Source organism: Pseudomonas sp. GW821-FHT09A09 (assembly GCF_059418405.1).
In genome coordinates, this window is the sequence record NZ_JBWKPU010000011.1 from 1 (window position 1) to 16,917 (window position 16,917).

13 protein-coding genes are annotated in these 16,917 nt (G+C 62.2%); 10 read left to right on the forward strand and 3 right to left on the reverse strand.

The annotated features are described in order from the left end of the window. Positions 1 to 161: 161 nt before the first annotated feature. The 3 genes from AC07OV_RS11655 (at position 162) to AC07OV_RS11665 (ending at position 2,402) form a co-directional block, all read left to right on the forward strand. Complete coding sequence (locus AC07OV_RS11655; RefSeq protein WP_176995018.1) at positions 162 to 1,064, forward strand: chemotaxis protein CheV; 903 nt, start codon at positions 162 to 164, stop codon at positions 1,062 to 1,064. Positions 1,065 to 1,067: 3 nt separating this feature from the next. Then, the gene (locus tag AC07OV_RS11660) at positions 1,068 to 1,550 is read left to right on the forward strand and encodes a GNAT family N-acetyltransferase (protein WP_494997220.1); all 483 of its coding nucleotides are present in this window, start codon (positions 1,068 to 1,070) and stop codon (positions 1,548 to 1,550) included. A gap of 108 nt (positions 1,551 to 1,658) precedes the next feature. Beyond that, complete coding sequence (locus tag AC07OV_RS11665) at positions 1,659 to 2,402, forward strand: YkgJ family cysteine cluster protein (protein ID WP_494997219.1); 744 nt, start codon at positions 1,659 to 1,661, stop codon at positions 2,400 to 2,402. Between the two features lie 84 nt (positions 2,403 to 2,486). On the opposite strand, the gene AC07OV_RS11670 is transcribed toward AC07OV_RS11665, so the two are convergent. From AC07OV_RS11670 to AC07OV_RS11680, 3 genes are all read right to left on the reverse strand, one after another. Next, positions 2,487 to 4,055: a methyl-accepting chemotaxis protein gene (locus tag AC07OV_RS11670; protein WP_495092284.1), complete on the reverse strand. Its 1,569-nt coding sequence runs from the start codon at positions 4,053 to 4,055 to the stop codon at positions 2,487 to 2,489. Between the two features lie 107 nt (positions 4,056 to 4,162). Further along, complete coding sequence (locus AC07OV_RS11675) at positions 4,163 to 4,945, reverse strand: transporter substrate-binding domain-containing protein (RefSeq protein ID WP_176995022.1); 783 nt, start codon at positions 4,943 to 4,945, stop codon at positions 4,163 to 4,165. A 164-nt stretch (positions 4,946 to 5,109) separates the two neighbouring features. Next, positions 5,110 to 5,343 (reverse strand): hypothetical protein, encoded by a 234-nt coding sequence (locus AC07OV_RS11680; protein ID WP_494997217.1) that lies wholly within the window; start codon positions 5,341 to 5,343, stop codon positions 5,110 to 5,112. Between the two features lie 216 nt (positions 5,344 to 5,559). Here AC07OV_RS11680 and AC07OV_RS11685 point away from each other — a divergent pair, with 216 nt between their 5' ends. The 7 genes from AC07OV_RS11685 (at position 5,560) to AC07OV_RS11715 (ending at position 16,719) form a co-directional block, all read left to right on the forward strand. Continuing rightward, the gene (locus tag AC07OV_RS11685; protein ID WP_494997216.1) at positions 5,560 to 6,726 is read left to right on the forward strand and encodes an efflux RND transporter periplasmic adaptor subunit; all 1,167 of its coding nucleotides are present in this window, start codon (positions 5,560 to 5,562) and stop codon (positions 6,724 to 6,726) included. After that, positions 6,723 to 9,818 (forward strand): multidrug efflux RND transporter permease subunit, encoded by a 3,096-nt coding sequence (locus tag AC07OV_RS11690; protein WP_495092285.1) that lies wholly within the window; start codon positions 6,723 to 6,725, stop codon positions 9,816 to 9,818. Before AC07OV_RS11685 ends, AC07OV_RS11690 begins: the two co-directional genes overlap by 4 nt. A 9-nt stretch (positions 9,819 to 9,827) precedes the next feature. Then, positions 9,828 to 10,505 (forward strand): heavy metal response regulator transcription factor, encoded by a 678-nt coding sequence (locus AC07OV_RS11695; protein WP_176995026.1) that lies wholly within the window; start codon positions 9,828 to 9,830, stop codon positions 10,503 to 10,505. After that, positions 10,495 to 11,859 (forward strand): heavy metal sensor histidine kinase, encoded by a 1,365-nt coding sequence (locus AC07OV_RS11700; protein WP_494997214.1) that lies wholly within the window; start codon positions 10,495 to 10,497, stop codon positions 11,857 to 11,859. The genes AC07OV_RS11695 and AC07OV_RS11700 overlap by 11 nt, the downstream gene beginning before the upstream one ends. A gap of 394 nt (positions 11,860 to 12,253) precedes the next feature. Then, positions 12,254 to 13,576 carry an OprD family porin gene (locus tag AC07OV_RS11705; protein WP_495092286.1) on the forward strand — a complete coding sequence of 441 codons (1,323 nt, stop codon included), beginning with the start codon at positions 12,254 to 12,256 and terminating at the stop codon, positions 13,574 to 13,576. A gap of 76 nt (positions 13,577 to 13,652) precedes the next feature. Next, the gene (locus tag AC07OV_RS11710; RefSeq protein WP_494997212.1) at positions 13,653 to 15,146 is read left to right on the forward strand and encodes a sensor domain-containing diguanylate cyclase; all 1,494 of its coding nucleotides are present in this window, start codon (positions 13,653 to 13,655) and stop codon (positions 15,144 to 15,146) included. 76 nt (positions 15,147 to 15,222) lie between these two features. Continuing rightward, a complete protein-coding gene (locus AC07OV_RS11715) occupies positions 15,223 to 16,719 on the forward strand; it encodes a diguanylate cyclase (RefSeq protein ID WP_494997211.1) in 1,497 nt (498 codons plus the stop codon). The last annotated feature ends 198 nt before the right edge of the window (positions 16,720 to 16,917 follow it).

Below are 16,917 nucleotides of genomic sequence, written 5' to 3' on the forward strand. Positions count from 1 at the left end.
CGATAGCATCACCTCGGTGCAACTGAAAGACCGAGGTGATGCTATCGCAGGCAAGCCAGCTCCCACACATATCTATTCCGCCACAAAATCCGGTTAAAGCCTGGCTTTTCCAAGTCGATAACTCTGTATAGATCGTCATCCCTGATCCACAGAAGGTTTTTATGTCCACCACCAAAGCCCGCGCAGATTCACTCTCGCTTCTGCTCTTTACCTTGCGCAGCGGCAAGCTGATGGCGATCAACCTGCTGAAAGTCAGCGAAATCATCCCCTGCCCACCCCTGACCCGGCTGCCGGAATCCCACCCGCACGTCAAAGGCATCGCCACCCTGCGCGGCGCCTCACTATCGGTGATTGACCTGAGCCGTGCCCTGGGGGAAATGCCCCTGCAGGACCCCGACGGCGGCTGCCTGATCGTCACCGACGTGAGCCGCTCCAAGCAGGGCCTGCATGTGCAGGCGGTGAGCAAGATCGTGCACTGCCTGACCACTGACATTCGCCCACCGCCCTATGGGTCCGGTGGCAACCGTGCGTTCATCACCGGTGTCACCCAGGTGGAAGGCGGGCTGGTGCAGGTGCTGGATATCGAAAAAGTTATCCACGGCATCGCACCGGCACCGATTGAAGCGGCGCCCACCGACCTGACCATGGAAGAGGCGGAAGTGCTGGGCAATGCGCGGATCCTGGTGGTGGACGACAGCCAGGTCGCCCTGCAGCAATCGGTGCACACCCTGCGCAACCTCGGCCTGACCTGCCACACCGCCCGCAGCGCCAAGGAAGCCATTGATGTGCTGCTGGAGCTGCAAGGCACGGTGGAGCAGATCAACGTGGTGGTGTCGGACATCGAGATGTCTGAAATGGACGGCTATGCCCTCACCCGCACCCTGCGCGAGACCCCGGATTTCAAGGACCTCTACGTGCTGTTGCACACCTCCCTGGACAGCGCGATGAACAGCGAGAAAGCCCGCCTGGCCGGGGCCGATGCGGTGCTGACCAAATTCTCCTCGCCCGAGCTGACCAAGTGCCTGGTGGTCGCCGCCCAGACTGTGGCGCAGAAGGGCCTGTAAGCCTTGGCCGAATACTTCCAGCTGCTGCGCCGCGACCTCATCGGCAGCCTGCCGGCACCGCAGTGGCCGGCAGGTACACAGCTGGACCACTACCGCGATGAACTGGCCCCGGCAATTCATGCCGTGTTGAGCATGACCCAGGCGCAAGGCGGTGGTCGTGTGGCCAGCCTGGAAGAATGGCGCCAGCAATTCACCACCGATGCCGAGTTCGACCCCAGCCTGTGCCTGGTGGCCAGCAACCGTGACGGTATCCTTGGCGTGGCCCAGTGCTGGACCAGCGCCTTTATCAAGAACTTGTCCGTACACCCCTGCGCCCAAGGCCAGGGGCTGGGTCGCGCCTTGTTGCTGCACACCTTCCAGGTGTTCAAGCAACGGGGCGAACCCTACGTGGACCTGAAGGTGCTGGAGAGCAATCTCCGTGCGCGGCAGTTGTATGAAAGCGAGGGCATGCGGTTTGTGCTGCGCGATGTCGTGCAAGAACACTGACAGGCACTGGCGCACAACTTGCTTCAAGAGAGCCTGAACGGTGGATAGAGGTAAAAACCCGCCGCCGTTCGAGAGTGCCCTCTGACCTTGCCTGGTGACAGATCCTCAATGAATACTCACTTTTCCTGCGTGGGTTGCGGCAAATGCTGCACCGACCATCACGTGCCCCTGACCCTCGACGAAGCCCGGCAGTGGGCGGCTGACGGCGGTAATGTCATTGTTCTGGTGGAAGGTTTCCTGGGCAATGGCCTGGGCCTGCCACAGGCGCAACGCGAGCATGCCGAGCGCCGTTCGGTGGTGGTGCCCAGCGGCAATACCGAGGCGTTTGTGGCAATCACCTTTGCCGCTTACAACGCCGGACGCTGCCGGAATCTTGACGAAGACGACCGCTGCCGCATCTACGAGCGCCGGCCATTGGTGTGCCGTATCTACCCGATGGAGATCAATCCACACATTCCATTAAACCCGGCCGCCAAGGACTGCCCGCCAGAATCCTGGGAGCAAGGGCCGGCGCTAATTGTTGGCGGCGAACTGATGGACCAGGAGTTGGCGGAACTGATTCGCCGTTCACGCCAGGCCGACCGTGATGACGTGCAAACCAAAGAGGCGGTTTGCGCCTTGCTGGGCATTCGCACTACGGCCCTCAAGGGCGACGGGTTTACCGCCTACCTGCCGGACATGAGTGCCTTTGCCCAGGCGATCACCTTGGCCGTTGACCAGCCCGCTGTGGCCAACGAGTGGGTGTTCCATGTGTCGGGGATGGACATCGCCGAACAGTTGCTGGATGCCGGCGCTCAGATTGCAACGGAGGTGCCGGCCAACTATGCGTTTATTTCGTTGAGGGCTGCGTAAGGCCGACTGGCCTCATCGCGGGCAAGCCCGCTCCCACATTTAAAATGCTCGCGATGAGGCCAGCACATTCAACGCAACCCCAGATCAGTGCCGCTTGCCCCAGAACTCCTGCGCCAGCTGGCGCAGGTCATCGGCCAGCATTGCCACATCGCCGGAGCTGAGCTGGCTTTGCTGGGCGGCACTGACAGTGGCTTCACCGGCGTTGCGGATGCCGACAATATTGCGATTGATGTCTTCGCTGACCGCGCTCTGTTCTTCCACCGCTGCCGCAATCTGCTGGCTCATGGCGGTAATCTGAGTGACACGCTGGCTGATACCGTCCAACGCTGCCGCCGCCCGCTGTGCCTGCTGGACACTGGCCTCGACATGTTCGCTGCTGTGGGCCATGGCTTGCACAGCATCGCGCGCGCCACCTTGCAGGGTGCTGATCATGCGCTGGATTTCATTGGTGGATTGCTGGGTGCGCTGGGCCAGGCCGCGCACTTCATCGGCGACTACGGCAAAACCTCGTCCCTGTTCACCCGCGCGCGCCGCCTCGATGGCGGCGTTGAGCGCCAGCAGGTTGGTCTGTTCGGCAATCGTGCGGATCACCTCAAGCACGCCACTGATTTCAGCGCTGTGGCTTTCCAGTTGCTGGATCACTTGGGTCGCGCGCGCCAACTCGTCGGACAGGCGCAGTACCGCATCACGGCTATCGTCGACGCGCTGGTGACCTTCACGGGTTTCGCTGCCGGCCTGGTCGGCGGCCTTGGAGGCTTCCAGCGCATGGCTGGCCACTTCGGCGACGCTGGCGGCCATCTGGTGGATCGCTGCCGCCACCTGGTCGGTCTGGGCCTGCTGGCCCTGGCTGCTGGCCTGGCTCGCGTTCAGATGTGCCACCAGTTGCGCCGCGTGCCCGGACAAGCGCAACGACGCATCGCCGATGCGCCCCACCACCGCGCCCACCTGGGCTTCGAGCATCTGCAGGGCGAACTCGATCTGCCCGCACTCGTCGCTGCGCCCGGTGTAGATCGCCTGGCTCAGGGGGTTGTCTGCAATCAGCCGCGCCCGCTGATTCAACTGTGCGAGCGGGCGCAGGATCACGTTGACCCCCGCTGCCCCCACCGCACACCCCGCCACCAGGGCCAGCAGTTGCCAAGCGAGAGAATAGGTGACCAAGCCCAAGGCCCAGGTCATACCACTGGAGCCAATCACCCAAGCCGATAACTTCACCCCCATGCCGAACGCCGGCAGTTTGCGGCGTTTGCCCGCCCGCAACTGCGCATACGCGCGCTCCGCTGCCGCCACCCGGTGCGTGGCAGGTTTGGTGCGCACCGATTGGTACTCCACCGTTTTCCCCTCGCGCGTCACCGGCGTCGCGTAGGCGCTGACCCAATAATGGTCGCCGTTCTTGCAACGGTTTTTCACCATGCCCATCCACGAGCGACCGCTCTTCAGGGTTTGCCACATGTGCGCAAACGCAGCAGGCGGCATATCCGGATGACGCAACAGGTTGTGTGGCGAACCGAGCAGTTCTTCGCGGGTATAGCCGCAAACGTCGATGAAGTCCCCGTTGGCGTAGGTAATCGCGCCTGTCAGGTCCGTGGTCGAAAGGATGTTGGCGTCAGGGGCAAAGTCCACACCTCGACCGGTGACCGGCAGATTGATCTTCATGGATAAGCGCGCTCGTAATTGTTGGAGGAGTCGGCAGGGCGTCGACTCTAAGCGCACCGAAAGGGCAAAGATTGATCCAGCTCATGTTCCGAGCAATTAATTAGCCATCATGGATGGGCAAGCGGGGCATCGAGACGATAGGGCTGGAGGATGCGTTGGTATTCACCGCTTTGCATCAGTTGTTCAAGCGCGCGGTTGAGTTGTTCGCGCAACGCCGTATCAGGCTTGCGCAGCGCTATCGCCACGCCGTCCCCCAGCAGGTCCGCTGAAACGGCGGGGCCAAGAAAACCGAAATCCTGGCCGTCGGGGGTGTCGAGCAACGCCTCACGGATTTCTACCGTGCCTTGCAGCGTCGCGTCGATATCACCGGCGATCAGACTGCGGATCAATTCCTGATTGAGCCAGAAACTCTTGATGATGACGCCCCTGGGCGCCCATTGTGACTGGGCAAAGGCTTCACGATTGCTCCCCAGCAGCACCCCCACGCGCTTGCCTTTCAGAGAGCGTGCGGTGGGCATCAAGCAGGATGTTCTGCGGCCGACCAGTTGCGTGGTGAAGGGATACAGGCTGTCGGTGAAGCTCACCCATTGGCGTCGCTTCGGCGTAGAGGCAATGCCCATGATCGCGTCGAATTGCCGGGCTTCAAGTGCGGAAAAGTCTTCGACAAGCATCTGGTCGACCCAGGTGCAACGCACGTTGAGTTGCGTGCACAGGGCGTTACCCAGCTCGATGTTCAGGCCAACCAATTGCCCCTGGGGGTTGCGGCTTTGAAAAGGAGGAAAGAGTGCTGCCACGCCGAAACGGATTTCATCACGGTTTTTTTCGGCACAGACAACGGCGTCAGCGCAAAGCAGCAGGGCAAACGCTACACAAATGCGTATCAAGGCCACCGGAACATCCTTTCCCTAAAAGTGCTGCATCACACGCCCCGGTAAAAATTGACCGGAGCGAAGCCAATGCTGCGCAAGCTTTCAAGAAATGGATGCGGCCCTACAATCGGAAATATCGACGGACGACGTAGGCAAAAGTCGACACAGGTTGCGACCTTTTACTCTCAGCGTTTACCCATCGAACGACGGGTACCTGGCGGGGCCATGCCTGGAGTCTTGGTATGACCGTTCTTCGCGCCACCTTTGTACCAAGGCTGGGTGGCATTCTTGGCCCCGGCCAGTTCACCCGGCTTGAACGGAAACTTAAACGCCGGGATCTCGGCTTTTTCAACGCTTTGAGCGTCGGCCGGGTCGACGAGGTCGGCCGCTTCAACAGGGGGTTGTGTCGGGGAAGTCATGGAAGCTCCGGGGGCGTGCAGAAAATGAGGCGCGGCCAGCTTGCGGGCCGCACTGGGGCGCAGTATACCTGCGCGCTTCAGATCTTTAACCACCGCCTGTACGAATGGTCTTCAGTTTGCTGACAGCCCTGTCAGTTAGCAGTCACCGTGCTGACCGGGTTGGCGGGCTATAAAGCACCTACATTCTCCCAACCCTCTGCCCCGGCGCCCCACCCCATGCACATTCAACGAAAAACCGCCCTGATCGTGGGTGTCCTCGTGGTATTGGCGATAGCTGCCTGGGCGTTGACCCGGCCGGCCAAGACCAAACTGGTTGCGTCCACAGCCGTGCCAGTACGGGTCGTGAAAGTGGTGGAGCAGGACTTGCCGCGTTATGTCACGGGCATCGGCTCGGTGCTGTCGCTGCACAGCGTGGTCATTCGTCCACAAATCGACGGTATCCTCACCAAACTGCTGGTCAAGGAAGGCCAACTGGTCAAGGCCGGCGACCTGTTGGCCACCATCGACGACCGTTCGATCCGCGCCAGCCTCGACCAGGCCAAGGCACAGTTGGGCGAGAGCCAGGCGCAGTTGCAAGTGGCGTTGGTCAACCTCAAGCGCTACAAGGAATTGAGCATCGACGATGGCGTGTCGAAGCAGACTTACGACCAGCAACAGGCTCTGGTCAACCAGTTGAAGGCCACGGCGCAAGGCAATCAGGCCGCGATCGACTCGGCCCAGGTTCAGCTTTCGTACACGCAGATTCGTTCCCCGGTTACTGGCCGCGTCGGCATTCGTACGGTGGACGAGGGCAACTTTCTGCGCATGAGCGACACCCAAGGGTTGTTCTCGGTCACCCAGATCGACCCCATCGCCGTGGAGTTTTCCCTGCCACAGCAAATGCTGCCGACCTTGCAGGGGCTGATCGCCGCCGAGCACCCGGCCAGCGTCGACGCCTTTCTCGGTGCCGATACCGAAGGTGAACACAGCGAGCTGCTGGGCGAAGGCCGCCTGAGCCTGATCGACAACCAGATCAACAGCACCACCGGCACTATCCGCGCCAAAGCCGAGTTCCGTAACAACACGCAGAAGCTCTGGCCGGGCCAGCTGGTGACGATCAAGATCCAGACCGCCCTCGACCGCAACGCCCTGGCCGTGCCGCCAACCGTGGTGCAGCGAGGCCTGGACTCGCACTTCGTGTACCGCGTCAATGGCGACAAGGTGGACATCGTGCCGGTGCAGGTGGTGTACCAGGACAGCGAATTCAATATCCTCAAGGGCATCCAGGCCGGTGACGTGCTGGTCAGTGATGGCCAGTCGCGCCTCAAGTCCGGTGCCAAGGTCGAGATTCTCAAAGAGCCACCGCAGGTGATCCAGACCGCTGACGCCAAGGTGCAGCCATGACGTCGCGGGGGTCGGTTTCCGCGTGGTGCATCGACCGCCCGGTCGCCACCTTGCTGCTGACATTTGCCCTGGTGCTGTTGGGGCTGATTGCGTTCCCCAAACTGCCTATCGCCCCGCTGCCGGAAGCCGAGTTCCCGACGATCCAGGTAACCGCCCAGCTACCCGGCGCCAGCCCCGACACTATGGCGTCCTCCGTGGCGACGCCGCTGGAAGTGCAGTTCAGTGCCATTCCCGGCATGACCCAGATGACCTCCAGCAGCGCCCTCGGCTCAAGCCTGCTGACCCTGCAATTCACCCTCGACAAGAGCATCGACACGGCCGCCCAAGAGGTGCAGGCCGCCATCAACACCGCGGCCGGCAAGCTGCCCAGCGACATGCCAAGCCTGCCGACCTGGCGCAAGGTCAACCCGGCAGACAGCCCGGTGCTGATCATCAGTGTCAGTTCCCATGACATGCCCGGTACCGAGTTGAGCGACCTGGTAGAAACCCTGCTGGCCCGGCAACTCAGCCAGGTCGACGGCGTCGGCCAGATCAACATCACCGGCCAGCAACGCCCGGCGATCCGCGTACAGGCCTCGCCCGACAAGCTCGCGGCCATCGGCCTGACCCTGGCGGATGTTCGCCTGGCCATCCAGCAATCCAGCCTGAACCTGGCCAAGGGCGCGCTGTACGGCAAGAACAGCGTGTCGACCCTGGCAACCAACGACCAACTGTTTCACCCGGATGAATACGGCGACCTGATCATCTCCTACAAGAACGGCGCACCCGTGCAGCTGCGGGATGTGGCCAAGGTGGTCAATGGCTCGGAAAACGCCTACGTCCAGGCGTGGGCGGTTGACACCCCCGGCGTCAACTTGGTGATTACCCGCCAGCCCGGCGCCAACATTGTCGAGACCGTAGAACGCATCCAGGCCGAAATGCCGCGCCTGGAAGCCATGCTGCCGGCCTCGGTCCAGGTCAGCGTGCTGATGGACCGCACCACCACCATCCGCGCCTCGCTGCACGAAGTGGAAATGACCCTGCTGATCGCCATCCTGCTGGTGGTGGGGGTCATGGCGATCTTCCTGCGCCAATGGTCAGCCACCGTCATTGTGTCCAGCGTGCTGGGCGTGTCACTGGTCGCCAGCTTTGCGCTGATGTACGTGATGGGCTTCAGCCTGAACAACCTGACCCTGGTCGCCATCGTGGTGGCCGTGGGGTTTGTGGTGGACGACGCGATCGTGGTGGTGGAGAACATCCATCGCCACCTCGAAACCGGCCTGGACAAGCGCGAGGCGGCGATCAAGGGGGCCAGCGAGATTGGCTTCACCGTGGTGTCCATCAGCGTGTCGCTGGTGGCCGCGTTTATTCCGCTGCTGTTCATGGGCGGTGTGGTCGGCAGGCTGTTCAAGGAGTTTGCCTTGACCGCCACATCGACCATCCTGATTTCCGTCGTGGTGTCCCTGACCCTTGCGCCGACCCTGGCGGCGCTGTTCATGAAAGCGCCGAGCCATCGCCCCCACGACAAACCCGGCTTTGGCGAACGCCTGCTGGCAGGTTACGAACGGAACCTGCGCCGCGCCCTCGCCCACCAGCGCACGATGGCCGGTATTTTCCTGCTGACCCTGGGCCTGGCCGTGGCGGGTTATGTGTTTATCCCCAAGGGTTTTTTCCCGGTGCAGGACACCGGTTTCATCCTAGGAACCAGCGAAGCGGCGGCGGACGTGTCGTACCCCGACATGGTTGCCAAGCACAAGGCGCTGGCCGAAATCATGAAGGCTGACCCCGCCGTGCGGGCGTTCTCCCACTCTGTTGGCGTCACCGGTAGCAACCAGACCATCGCCAACGGCCGCTTCTGGATCTCCCTCGTGGACCGGGGTGACCGGGACGTGTCCGCCAGCCAGTTCATCGACCGCATCCGCCCCAAGCTGGCCGCCGTGCCGGGGATCGTCCTGTACCTGCGCGCCGGCCAGGACATCAACCTCAGCTCGGGCCCCAGCCGCAGCCAGTACCAATATGTGCTCAAAAGCAACGACGGCGCGACGCTCAATACCTGGACCCAACGCCTGACCGAAAAGCTGCGCTCCATTCCGGCGTTCCGCGATATCTCCAACGACTTGCAGCTGGGCGGCAGCATCACCCACATCACCATCGACCGCCGCGCGGCGGCACGCTTCGGCCTGACCGCCACCGATGTCGACCAGGCGCTGTACGACGCCTTCGGGCAACGCCAGGTCAATGAGTTCCAGACCGAAATCAACCAGTACCAGGTGGTGCTGGAACTGGACACCCGCCAGCGCGGCAAGGCCGAAAGCCTGAATTACTTCTACCTGCGCTCGCCACTGACCAATGAAATGGTGCCGCTGTCGGCGGTGGCCAGCGTCGATGCGCCCACCGTTGGCCCGTTGTCGATCAGCCATGACGGTATGTTCCCGGCGGCCAACCTGTCGTTCAACCTGGCGCCCGGCGTGGCGCTGGGTGATGCGGTGATCCTGCTCAACCAGGCGAAAAACGAGATCGGCATGCCGACCTCGATCATCGGCAATTTCCAGGGCGCGGCCCAGGCGTTCCAGAGTTCACTGGCCAGCCAGCCGTGGCTGATCCTTGCGGCGCTGGTGGCGGTCTACATCATTTTGGGCGTGCTGTATGAGAGCTTTGTGCACCCGCTGACCATCATCTCGACCCTGCCCTCGGCCGGGCTGGGCGCGCTGATCATGTTGTGGCTGCTGGGCCAGGACTTCTCGATCATGGCGCTGATCGGCCTGGTGCTACTGATCGGGATTGTGAAGAAGAACGGTATCCTGTTGATCGACTTTGCCCTGGAGGCGCAACGTACGCGTGGCCTGACACCTCATGATGCGATCTTCGAAGCCTGTATCACGCGGTTCCGCCCGATCATCATGACGTCCCTGGCCGCCCTGCTCGGCGCTCTGCCGCTGATGCTGGGCTATGGCGCCGGCGCCGAGTTGCGCCAGCCACTGGGCATCGCCGTGGTCGGCGGCTTGCTGGTGAGCCAGGCGCTGACGCTGTTCACCACGCCGGTCATATACTTGTACCTTGAAAAGTTTTTCCACCGGCCCACACCTGCGCCTGCGTTGGCGACCACACACTGAGGCGGTGTCATGCGCGTCCTGATTATTGAAGATGAAGAAAAAACCGCGGACTACCTGCACCGCGGCCTGACCGAGCAAGGCTACACCGTCGATGTGGCCCGTGAGGGCGTCGAAGGCTTGCACCTGGCGCTGGAGAACGATTACGCCGTGATCGTGCTCGATGTGATGCTGCCGGGCCTCGATGGCTTTGGTGTGCTGCGCGCCTTGCGTGCACGCAAGCAGACGCCGGTGATCATGCTCACCGCCCGCGAGCGCGTCGAAGACCGCATTCGCGGCCTGCGTGAGGGCGCCGATGACTACCTGGGCAAACCGTTTTCGTTCCTGGAACTGGTGGCGCGCCTGCAGGCGTTGACCCGGCGCAGCGGCGGCCATGAGCCGGTGCAGGTGACCGTCGCCGACCTGTGGATCGACCTGATCAGCCGCAAGGCCAGCCGCAACGGCCTGCGCCTGGACCTGACGGCCAAGGAGTTCTCGCTGCTCAGCGTGTTGGCGCGGCGCCAGGGTGAAATCCTGTCCAAGACCGCCATCGCGGAAATGGTCTGGGACATCAATTTCGACAGCGACGCCAATGTGGTCGAAGTCGCGATCAAACGCCTGCGCGCCAAGCTCGACGGGCCGTTCGAGCAGAAACTGCTGCACACCATTCGCGGCATGGGTTATGTGCTGGAGAGCCGAAGTGTCGTCTAACTCCATCGCCCTGCGCCTGAGCGGCATGTTCACGCTGGTGGCGCTGTTGATCTTCATGCTGATCGGCGGCGCGCTGTACCAGCAAGTGGACCGTGGCCTGGGGTTGTTGCCGGGTGCCGAATTGGACGCGCGCTACAGCGTGCTGGAGTCGTCGGTGAACCGCTTCGGCACGCCGGACCATTGGGCAAAGATCACCGCCAAGCTCAAGCTGCTCGGCGAAGAAGACAAGCGCATCCGCTTCTGGGTGGTGAGCAGTGACCCGACGTACGAGTACGGCAACCCCGACGCCCAGATCCGCGCATTCGCCGAAGGGCCGACCGGCAAGCGCGACCTGCGCCTGCCCGGGCATGAGTACCCGTTCAAGGTGCTGCTGAGCCAGTTCCCGGCCAAGGAACAACGCCCGCCCCTGCGCTTCATGATCGCCATCGACACCGAGAACTTCCGCGCCACCCAGCACCAACTGCTGATGGCCTTGATCGGCCTGGCCTGTATCGGCGTAGCGCTGGCGGCGCTGCTGGGGTTCTGGGTCTCGCGCATCGGCCTCAAGCCACTGGGCAAACTCTCGGACGAAGCGCAGAAGCTCGCCCCGCCCAAACTGTCCGGGCGCCTGCACTTGTCGCCGCTGCCGCCTGAATTGAGCCAATTCGTCAACTCGTTCAACTCCACCCTCGACCGCGTGGAACAAGCCTACTCGCGCCTTGAGTCATTCAATGCCGACGTGGCCCACGAACTGCGCTCGCCGCTGACCAACCTGATCGGCCAGACCCAGGTGGCGCTGACCCGTGGGCGCTCGGCCGAGCACTACTTCGAGGTGCTGCAATCGAACCTTGAAGAACTGGAACGGCTGCGCTCGATCATCAACGACATGCTGTTCCTCGCCAGCGCCGACCAGGGCAGCAAGGCCACCAAGCTGATCGAAAGCTCCCTGGCCGATGAAGTGGCGACCACCCTCGATTACCTGGACTTCATCCTCGAAGACGCCCAGGTCAAAGTGAGGGTGCGCGGGGATGCCCTGGTCCACATCGAAAAAGCCCACCTGCGCCGCGCCTTGATCAACCTTCTCAGCAACGCGGTGCAGCACACCGCGCCCGGGCGGGTCATCGAAGTGAACATTGAAATGCAGGATCATCAGGTGGCGATCGGGGTCACCAACCCGGGTGACGAGATTGCCAGCGAGCATTTGCCGCGTCTGTTCGAGCGCTTCTATCGGGTGGATGCCTCGCGCAGCAACAGCGGCGCCAATCACGGGCTGGGGCTGGCCATCGTCAAGGCGATTGCGCTGATGCATGGCGGGGATGTGTTTGTGCGCAGTGATGGCGGCGGCAATACCTTTGGCATCACCCTGCCGGTATAGCCCCAAAACACCTTGGCCCAAATGTGGGAGCTGGCTTGCCTGCGATAGCGTCGGTGAATTCAACACCGCCATCGCAGGCAAGCCAGCTCCCACATTTGGATCGCGGTGTATCAGGTAAGCCCTCCACGTCTCTAACTGTTGCGATTTGGGCAACAGTCATTATCTTGTTACACTCTGTATCGCACCGCTCACCTGCGTTAATTTGACGCACCGATGAGCGAGACGGCAAGGCAGCTTCCCGCTCACCCGAATTCCCCTCGACTTATTTCCAGGGCTCTACACTGGGAATCTGTTCAAAGCCGCTGACTTCAGCGGCTTTTTTTTGCCGTAAAAAAAGGCCAGGCACACCCCCACGACATTGGCCGTTTTTGATTGACCCAAAGGAGCTCCACCGGTGAAGAACTCGCTGACGTTCACCCCGCTATTCCTCGCTATTGCAGCAACGATTGCCCCTCTTGCCCACGCGGCAGACTCCACCCCCGCCGACGGTTTCGTCGAAGGCGCCCACCTCACGATCAACACCCGCAACTACTACATGAACCGCGACCGTCGCGACATCCACACCGATGACAGCAAGGAATGGGGCCAGGGCTTTCTCGGCACCTTCGAATCCGGCTACACCCAGGGCACCGTCGGCTTTGGCCTGGACGCCCACGCCATGCTCGGCCTCAAGCTTGACGGCGGTGGCGGCACCGACGGTTCCAGCATCCTGCCCGTGGGCTCGGGCAACGGCAAAGCCCCGGGGTCGTTTTCGACCGCAGGCGGCACGCTGAAAATGCGCGCGTTTGAAACCGAATTGAAAGCCGGCGACCTGTTCCTCAACAACCCGGTGATCGCTGGCGGCATGACCCGCATGCTGCCGCAGACGTTCCGCGGTGTGAGCCTGACCAACCACAGTTTCGATGGCTGGATGTTCGAAGGCGGCCAGGCCAGCTTCACCAAGCTCTACAACCAGAGCGGCCACCGTCGCATCGGCACCAGCTACGGCACCCTGCCAGACCACGCCGACAGCCAGCACCTGGACTGGGCCGGCGTGTCCTTCAGCGGCATTCCAGGCCTGACCAGCAACCTGTATGCGTCCGAACTCAAGGACGTGTGGCACCAGTACTACTACGACCTGGACTACACCTACGCCCTGAACGACCTGGTCAGCCTCAACCCAGGCCTGCACTACTACCACACCCAGGACACCGGGCAATCGCTGCTGGGCGCGATCAACAACAACACCTACAGCCTGCATTTCACCGTGGGCGTGGGCAACCACAGCGTTACCGCCGCCTACCAGCGGGTGAACGGCAACACGCCGTTCGACTACATCACCCAGGGCGACAGCATCTACCTGGACAACTCCCAGCAGTACTCGGACTTCAACGGCCCCAACGAGCGCTCCTGGAAACTCAAATACGCTTATGACTTTGCCGGCCTCGGCCTGCCCGGCCTGACGTCTGCCGTGTCCTACATCAGCGGCAAGACCGACCTGACCAAAGTCGACCCCAATAGCCGTGGCTACAGTGCCTGGTACAGCGCCGATGGCAAGGATGCCAAGCACTGGGAACGCGACATTGACCTGAAATATGTGGTGCAGGGCGGCAAGGCCAAGGACCTGGCGGTACGCCTGCAATGGGCGACCAACCGGGGTGGCAATGGCTACTCGGCGGTGGACCGGGACGTGGACGAATACCGGGTGATCGTGGACTACCCGATCAACGTATTCTGATTTCCTGTTAACCAATCATTTAATTTTCATCGCGCAGCACTAAACTGCCAGCATCTACTCCGTTGAAGTCTGCGCGATGAGTCAACCCCGTACTCGTAACTTGCCCTCCCGTTCAGAGCTGTTGCTGATGTTGGGCAGTGGCTTCACCGTCCTCCTGATCGTGATCATCGTGGCTGCCCTGCTCAGCCGCGAACATGACAGCACCCTGCTGGCCGCCAAGCGATCGACCACCAACATTACCCAACTGATCAATGCCGATGTGCTGCGCAACGTCGAACTCTACGACCTGGCGCTGCAAGGGTTGATCGCCGCGACCACGCGCAATGACCTTGCGCATGTGTCAGCCGATATTCAGCATCTGGTGCAGTTTGATCAATCCACCGCCGCGCCCTTCAAGGGCGAAGTGCTGTTGCTGGATGCCAACGGTGCGGTCATCGCCGACTCCTCGACGCTGCACCCGACACCGCGCAATTTCGCCAACCGGGATTACTTCCTGGCCCACCAGAACAACAGCCAGGTTGGGCTGTTCATCAGTCGCCCGTTCAAGATTCGCTGCGATTGCGACCAGGTCTGGCGCATTGCATTCAGCCGCCGAGTGTCGGGGCCAAATGGCGAGTTTGCCGGGGTCGCGGTGGCGACCATGCGCCTGGCGTACTTCGATCAACTGTTCAACCGGCTCACCATCGGCAATGGCAGCTCGGTGAACCTGCTCAATACCCACGGCATTCTCCTGGCCCAGCAACCGCTGCTGGAACGCGACATGATCGACAAGGACCTGAGTGATCGGCCCAACTTCAAACGCATGCTGCATGAAGGCGAAGGGAGTTTTCGCGCGATCTCATCGCTCTCGGGTACAGAACGGCTGTATACGTTCAGCAATGTCGGCGAGTTGCCGCTGATCGTGGTGGTGGCTCTGGCCAGTGAAGATGTATTCGCGCCCTGGGAGCGCGCCGCATTGTTGACCAGCGGCGCCACCGGGGTGCTGTGCATTGGCCTGTTATGGTTGACCTGGATGTTGCGCCGCGAGTTGCGCCGTCGCCATCGCGCCGAGCAGGTGCTGTCGGAACTGGCGGCCACCGATGCCCTCACGGGCCTGGCCAACCGCAGAACCCTGGATGATCGCCTGCGCCTGGAATGGGACCGCGCACAGCGTTCGACCGAGCCGCTGACCCTGCTGATGATCGATGTGGACCACTTCAAGGCGTTCAATGACCGCCACGGTCATCACGGTGGCGACGCGGCACTGCGCACGGTGGCCCAGGTGATCGGAAGCAATATCCGTCGCCCCGCCGACCTGGCCGCACGCTATGGTGGCGAGGAGTTTGCGGTGGTGCTGCCCGATACCGACGCCAAGGGCGCCCGGGTCATCGCCGAACACATCCGCAGCAGCATCGAGCTTCTGCCCCGCGTGGCCGGCGCCGAACGGCCGATCACGGTGAGTATCGGCATGAGCACCTGGCATAAACGCCACCGCCAGCCGCTGGAGGCGCTGCTGCTCAGTGCCGACCAGGCGCTGTACGAGGCCAAGCACAGCGGGCGCAACCGGGTGGCAGAGGCCAGCGCTTGCTGAATGGGACCATTGGCGTTACCCGGCAAGGTGATTCAAGGGCTACGCTATGGGCATCCTTGCAGCAGAAGTACGCCCGATGAGTCCAAGCCTGCCCCGCCCTACACGTCGCCCGGAACGCTTGCTGATCCTGGGCAGCGTCCTTACGGTGCTGCTGATCGTGGCGATCGTGGCGGCCCTGCTGGTCCGCGAACACGCCAATACCCTGCAGACCGCCAAGCGTACCGCCAATAACATCACCCAATTGATCGACGCCGATGTGCTGCGCAACGTCGAACTGTACGACATGGCCCTCAAGGGCCTGATCGCCGCCACCGAGCGCAATGACCTGCAGGGCGTCTCCGCGAGTATTCGCCACCTGGTGCTGTTCGATCGCTCCGCCGCTGCGCCCTACAAGGGCGATATTCTGCTGCTGGATGCCAATGGCGAGGTGATTGCCGACTCTTCGCTGCTGACGCCCAAGACCGGTAACTTCGCCGACCGGGATTATTTCCAGGTGCACCGGGCAGCGCCCGATATCGGCCTGTACATCAGCCGCCCATTCATGGCGCGCTGCATCTGCGATGACCAGTGGCGCATCGCGTTCAGCCGGCGTATCTCGTCGGCGGATGGGCGCTTCCAGGGCGTCGCGGTGGCGTCCATGCGGCTGTCGTACTTCCACCAGCTGTTCAGCAGCCTGAACATCGGCAGCAACAGCACCATCAACCTGATCAATCACCAGGGCATCCTGCTGGCGCAGCAACCGATGCTGGAGCTGGACATGGTCGACAAGGACCTCAGCCAGCGCCCGAACGTGGCACGCATGCTCAAGGAGCGCGACGGCAGCTTCCAGGGCATCTCCAGCGTCGACCGACAGGAGCGGCTGTACACCTTTTCCACCGTGGGCACCTTGCCGTTGATCGTGGCGGTGGCGCTGTCCAGCGATGAGGTGTTCGCACAGTGGAAGCGCGCCGCCGTGCTGATCAGCCTGGCCACCGGGGTGCTGTGCGCGGGGCTGTTGTGGCTGACGTGGATGCTGAGCAAGGAACTGCGCCGCCGCCATCGCGCCGAACAGGTGCTGTCAGAACTGGCAGCCACCGACGCCCTGACCGGCCTGGCGAACCGCCGCACACTGGACCAACGCATGCGCCTGGAATGGGACCGGGCACAGCGCTCAACCGAACCGCTGACCCTGCTGATGATCGACGTGGACCACTTCAAGGCTTTCAACGACCGCCATGGCCATCATGGCGGTGATGAGGCGCTACGCAGGGTTGCCCAGGTGATCGGCGACAACATCCGCCGCCCTGCCGACTTGGCGGCGCGCTATGGCGGGGAGGAATTCGCGGTGGTGCTGCCACATACCGACGCCAAGGGCGCCTGGGTGATTGCCGAACACATTCGCTGCAGCGTCGAGCGTCTGCCTCGGATGGCGGGTGATGCGCAGCCGATCACGGTGAGCATTGGCATGAGCACCTGGAACAAGCGCAGCCGTGTGTCGTTGGAAGCGTTGTTGTTGAGTGCGGACCAGGCGTTATATGAGGCCAAGCACACGGGGCGCAACCGGATCGTGGATGCTGCGGCACTAGAGTCTTAAGCAGACTTCAAGTCTTGTGAAATCAAATGTGGGAGCGGGCTTGCCCGCGAAAGCGGAGTGTCAGGCAACAAATGTGTAGCTGACACATTGCCTTCGCGGGCAAGCCCGCTCCCACATTTTTGATCTTCATAAACCTGAACTACAGGCATAAAAAAAGGCCACCCGAGGGTGGCCTTTCAAAACTAAAGAAAGAGAGTT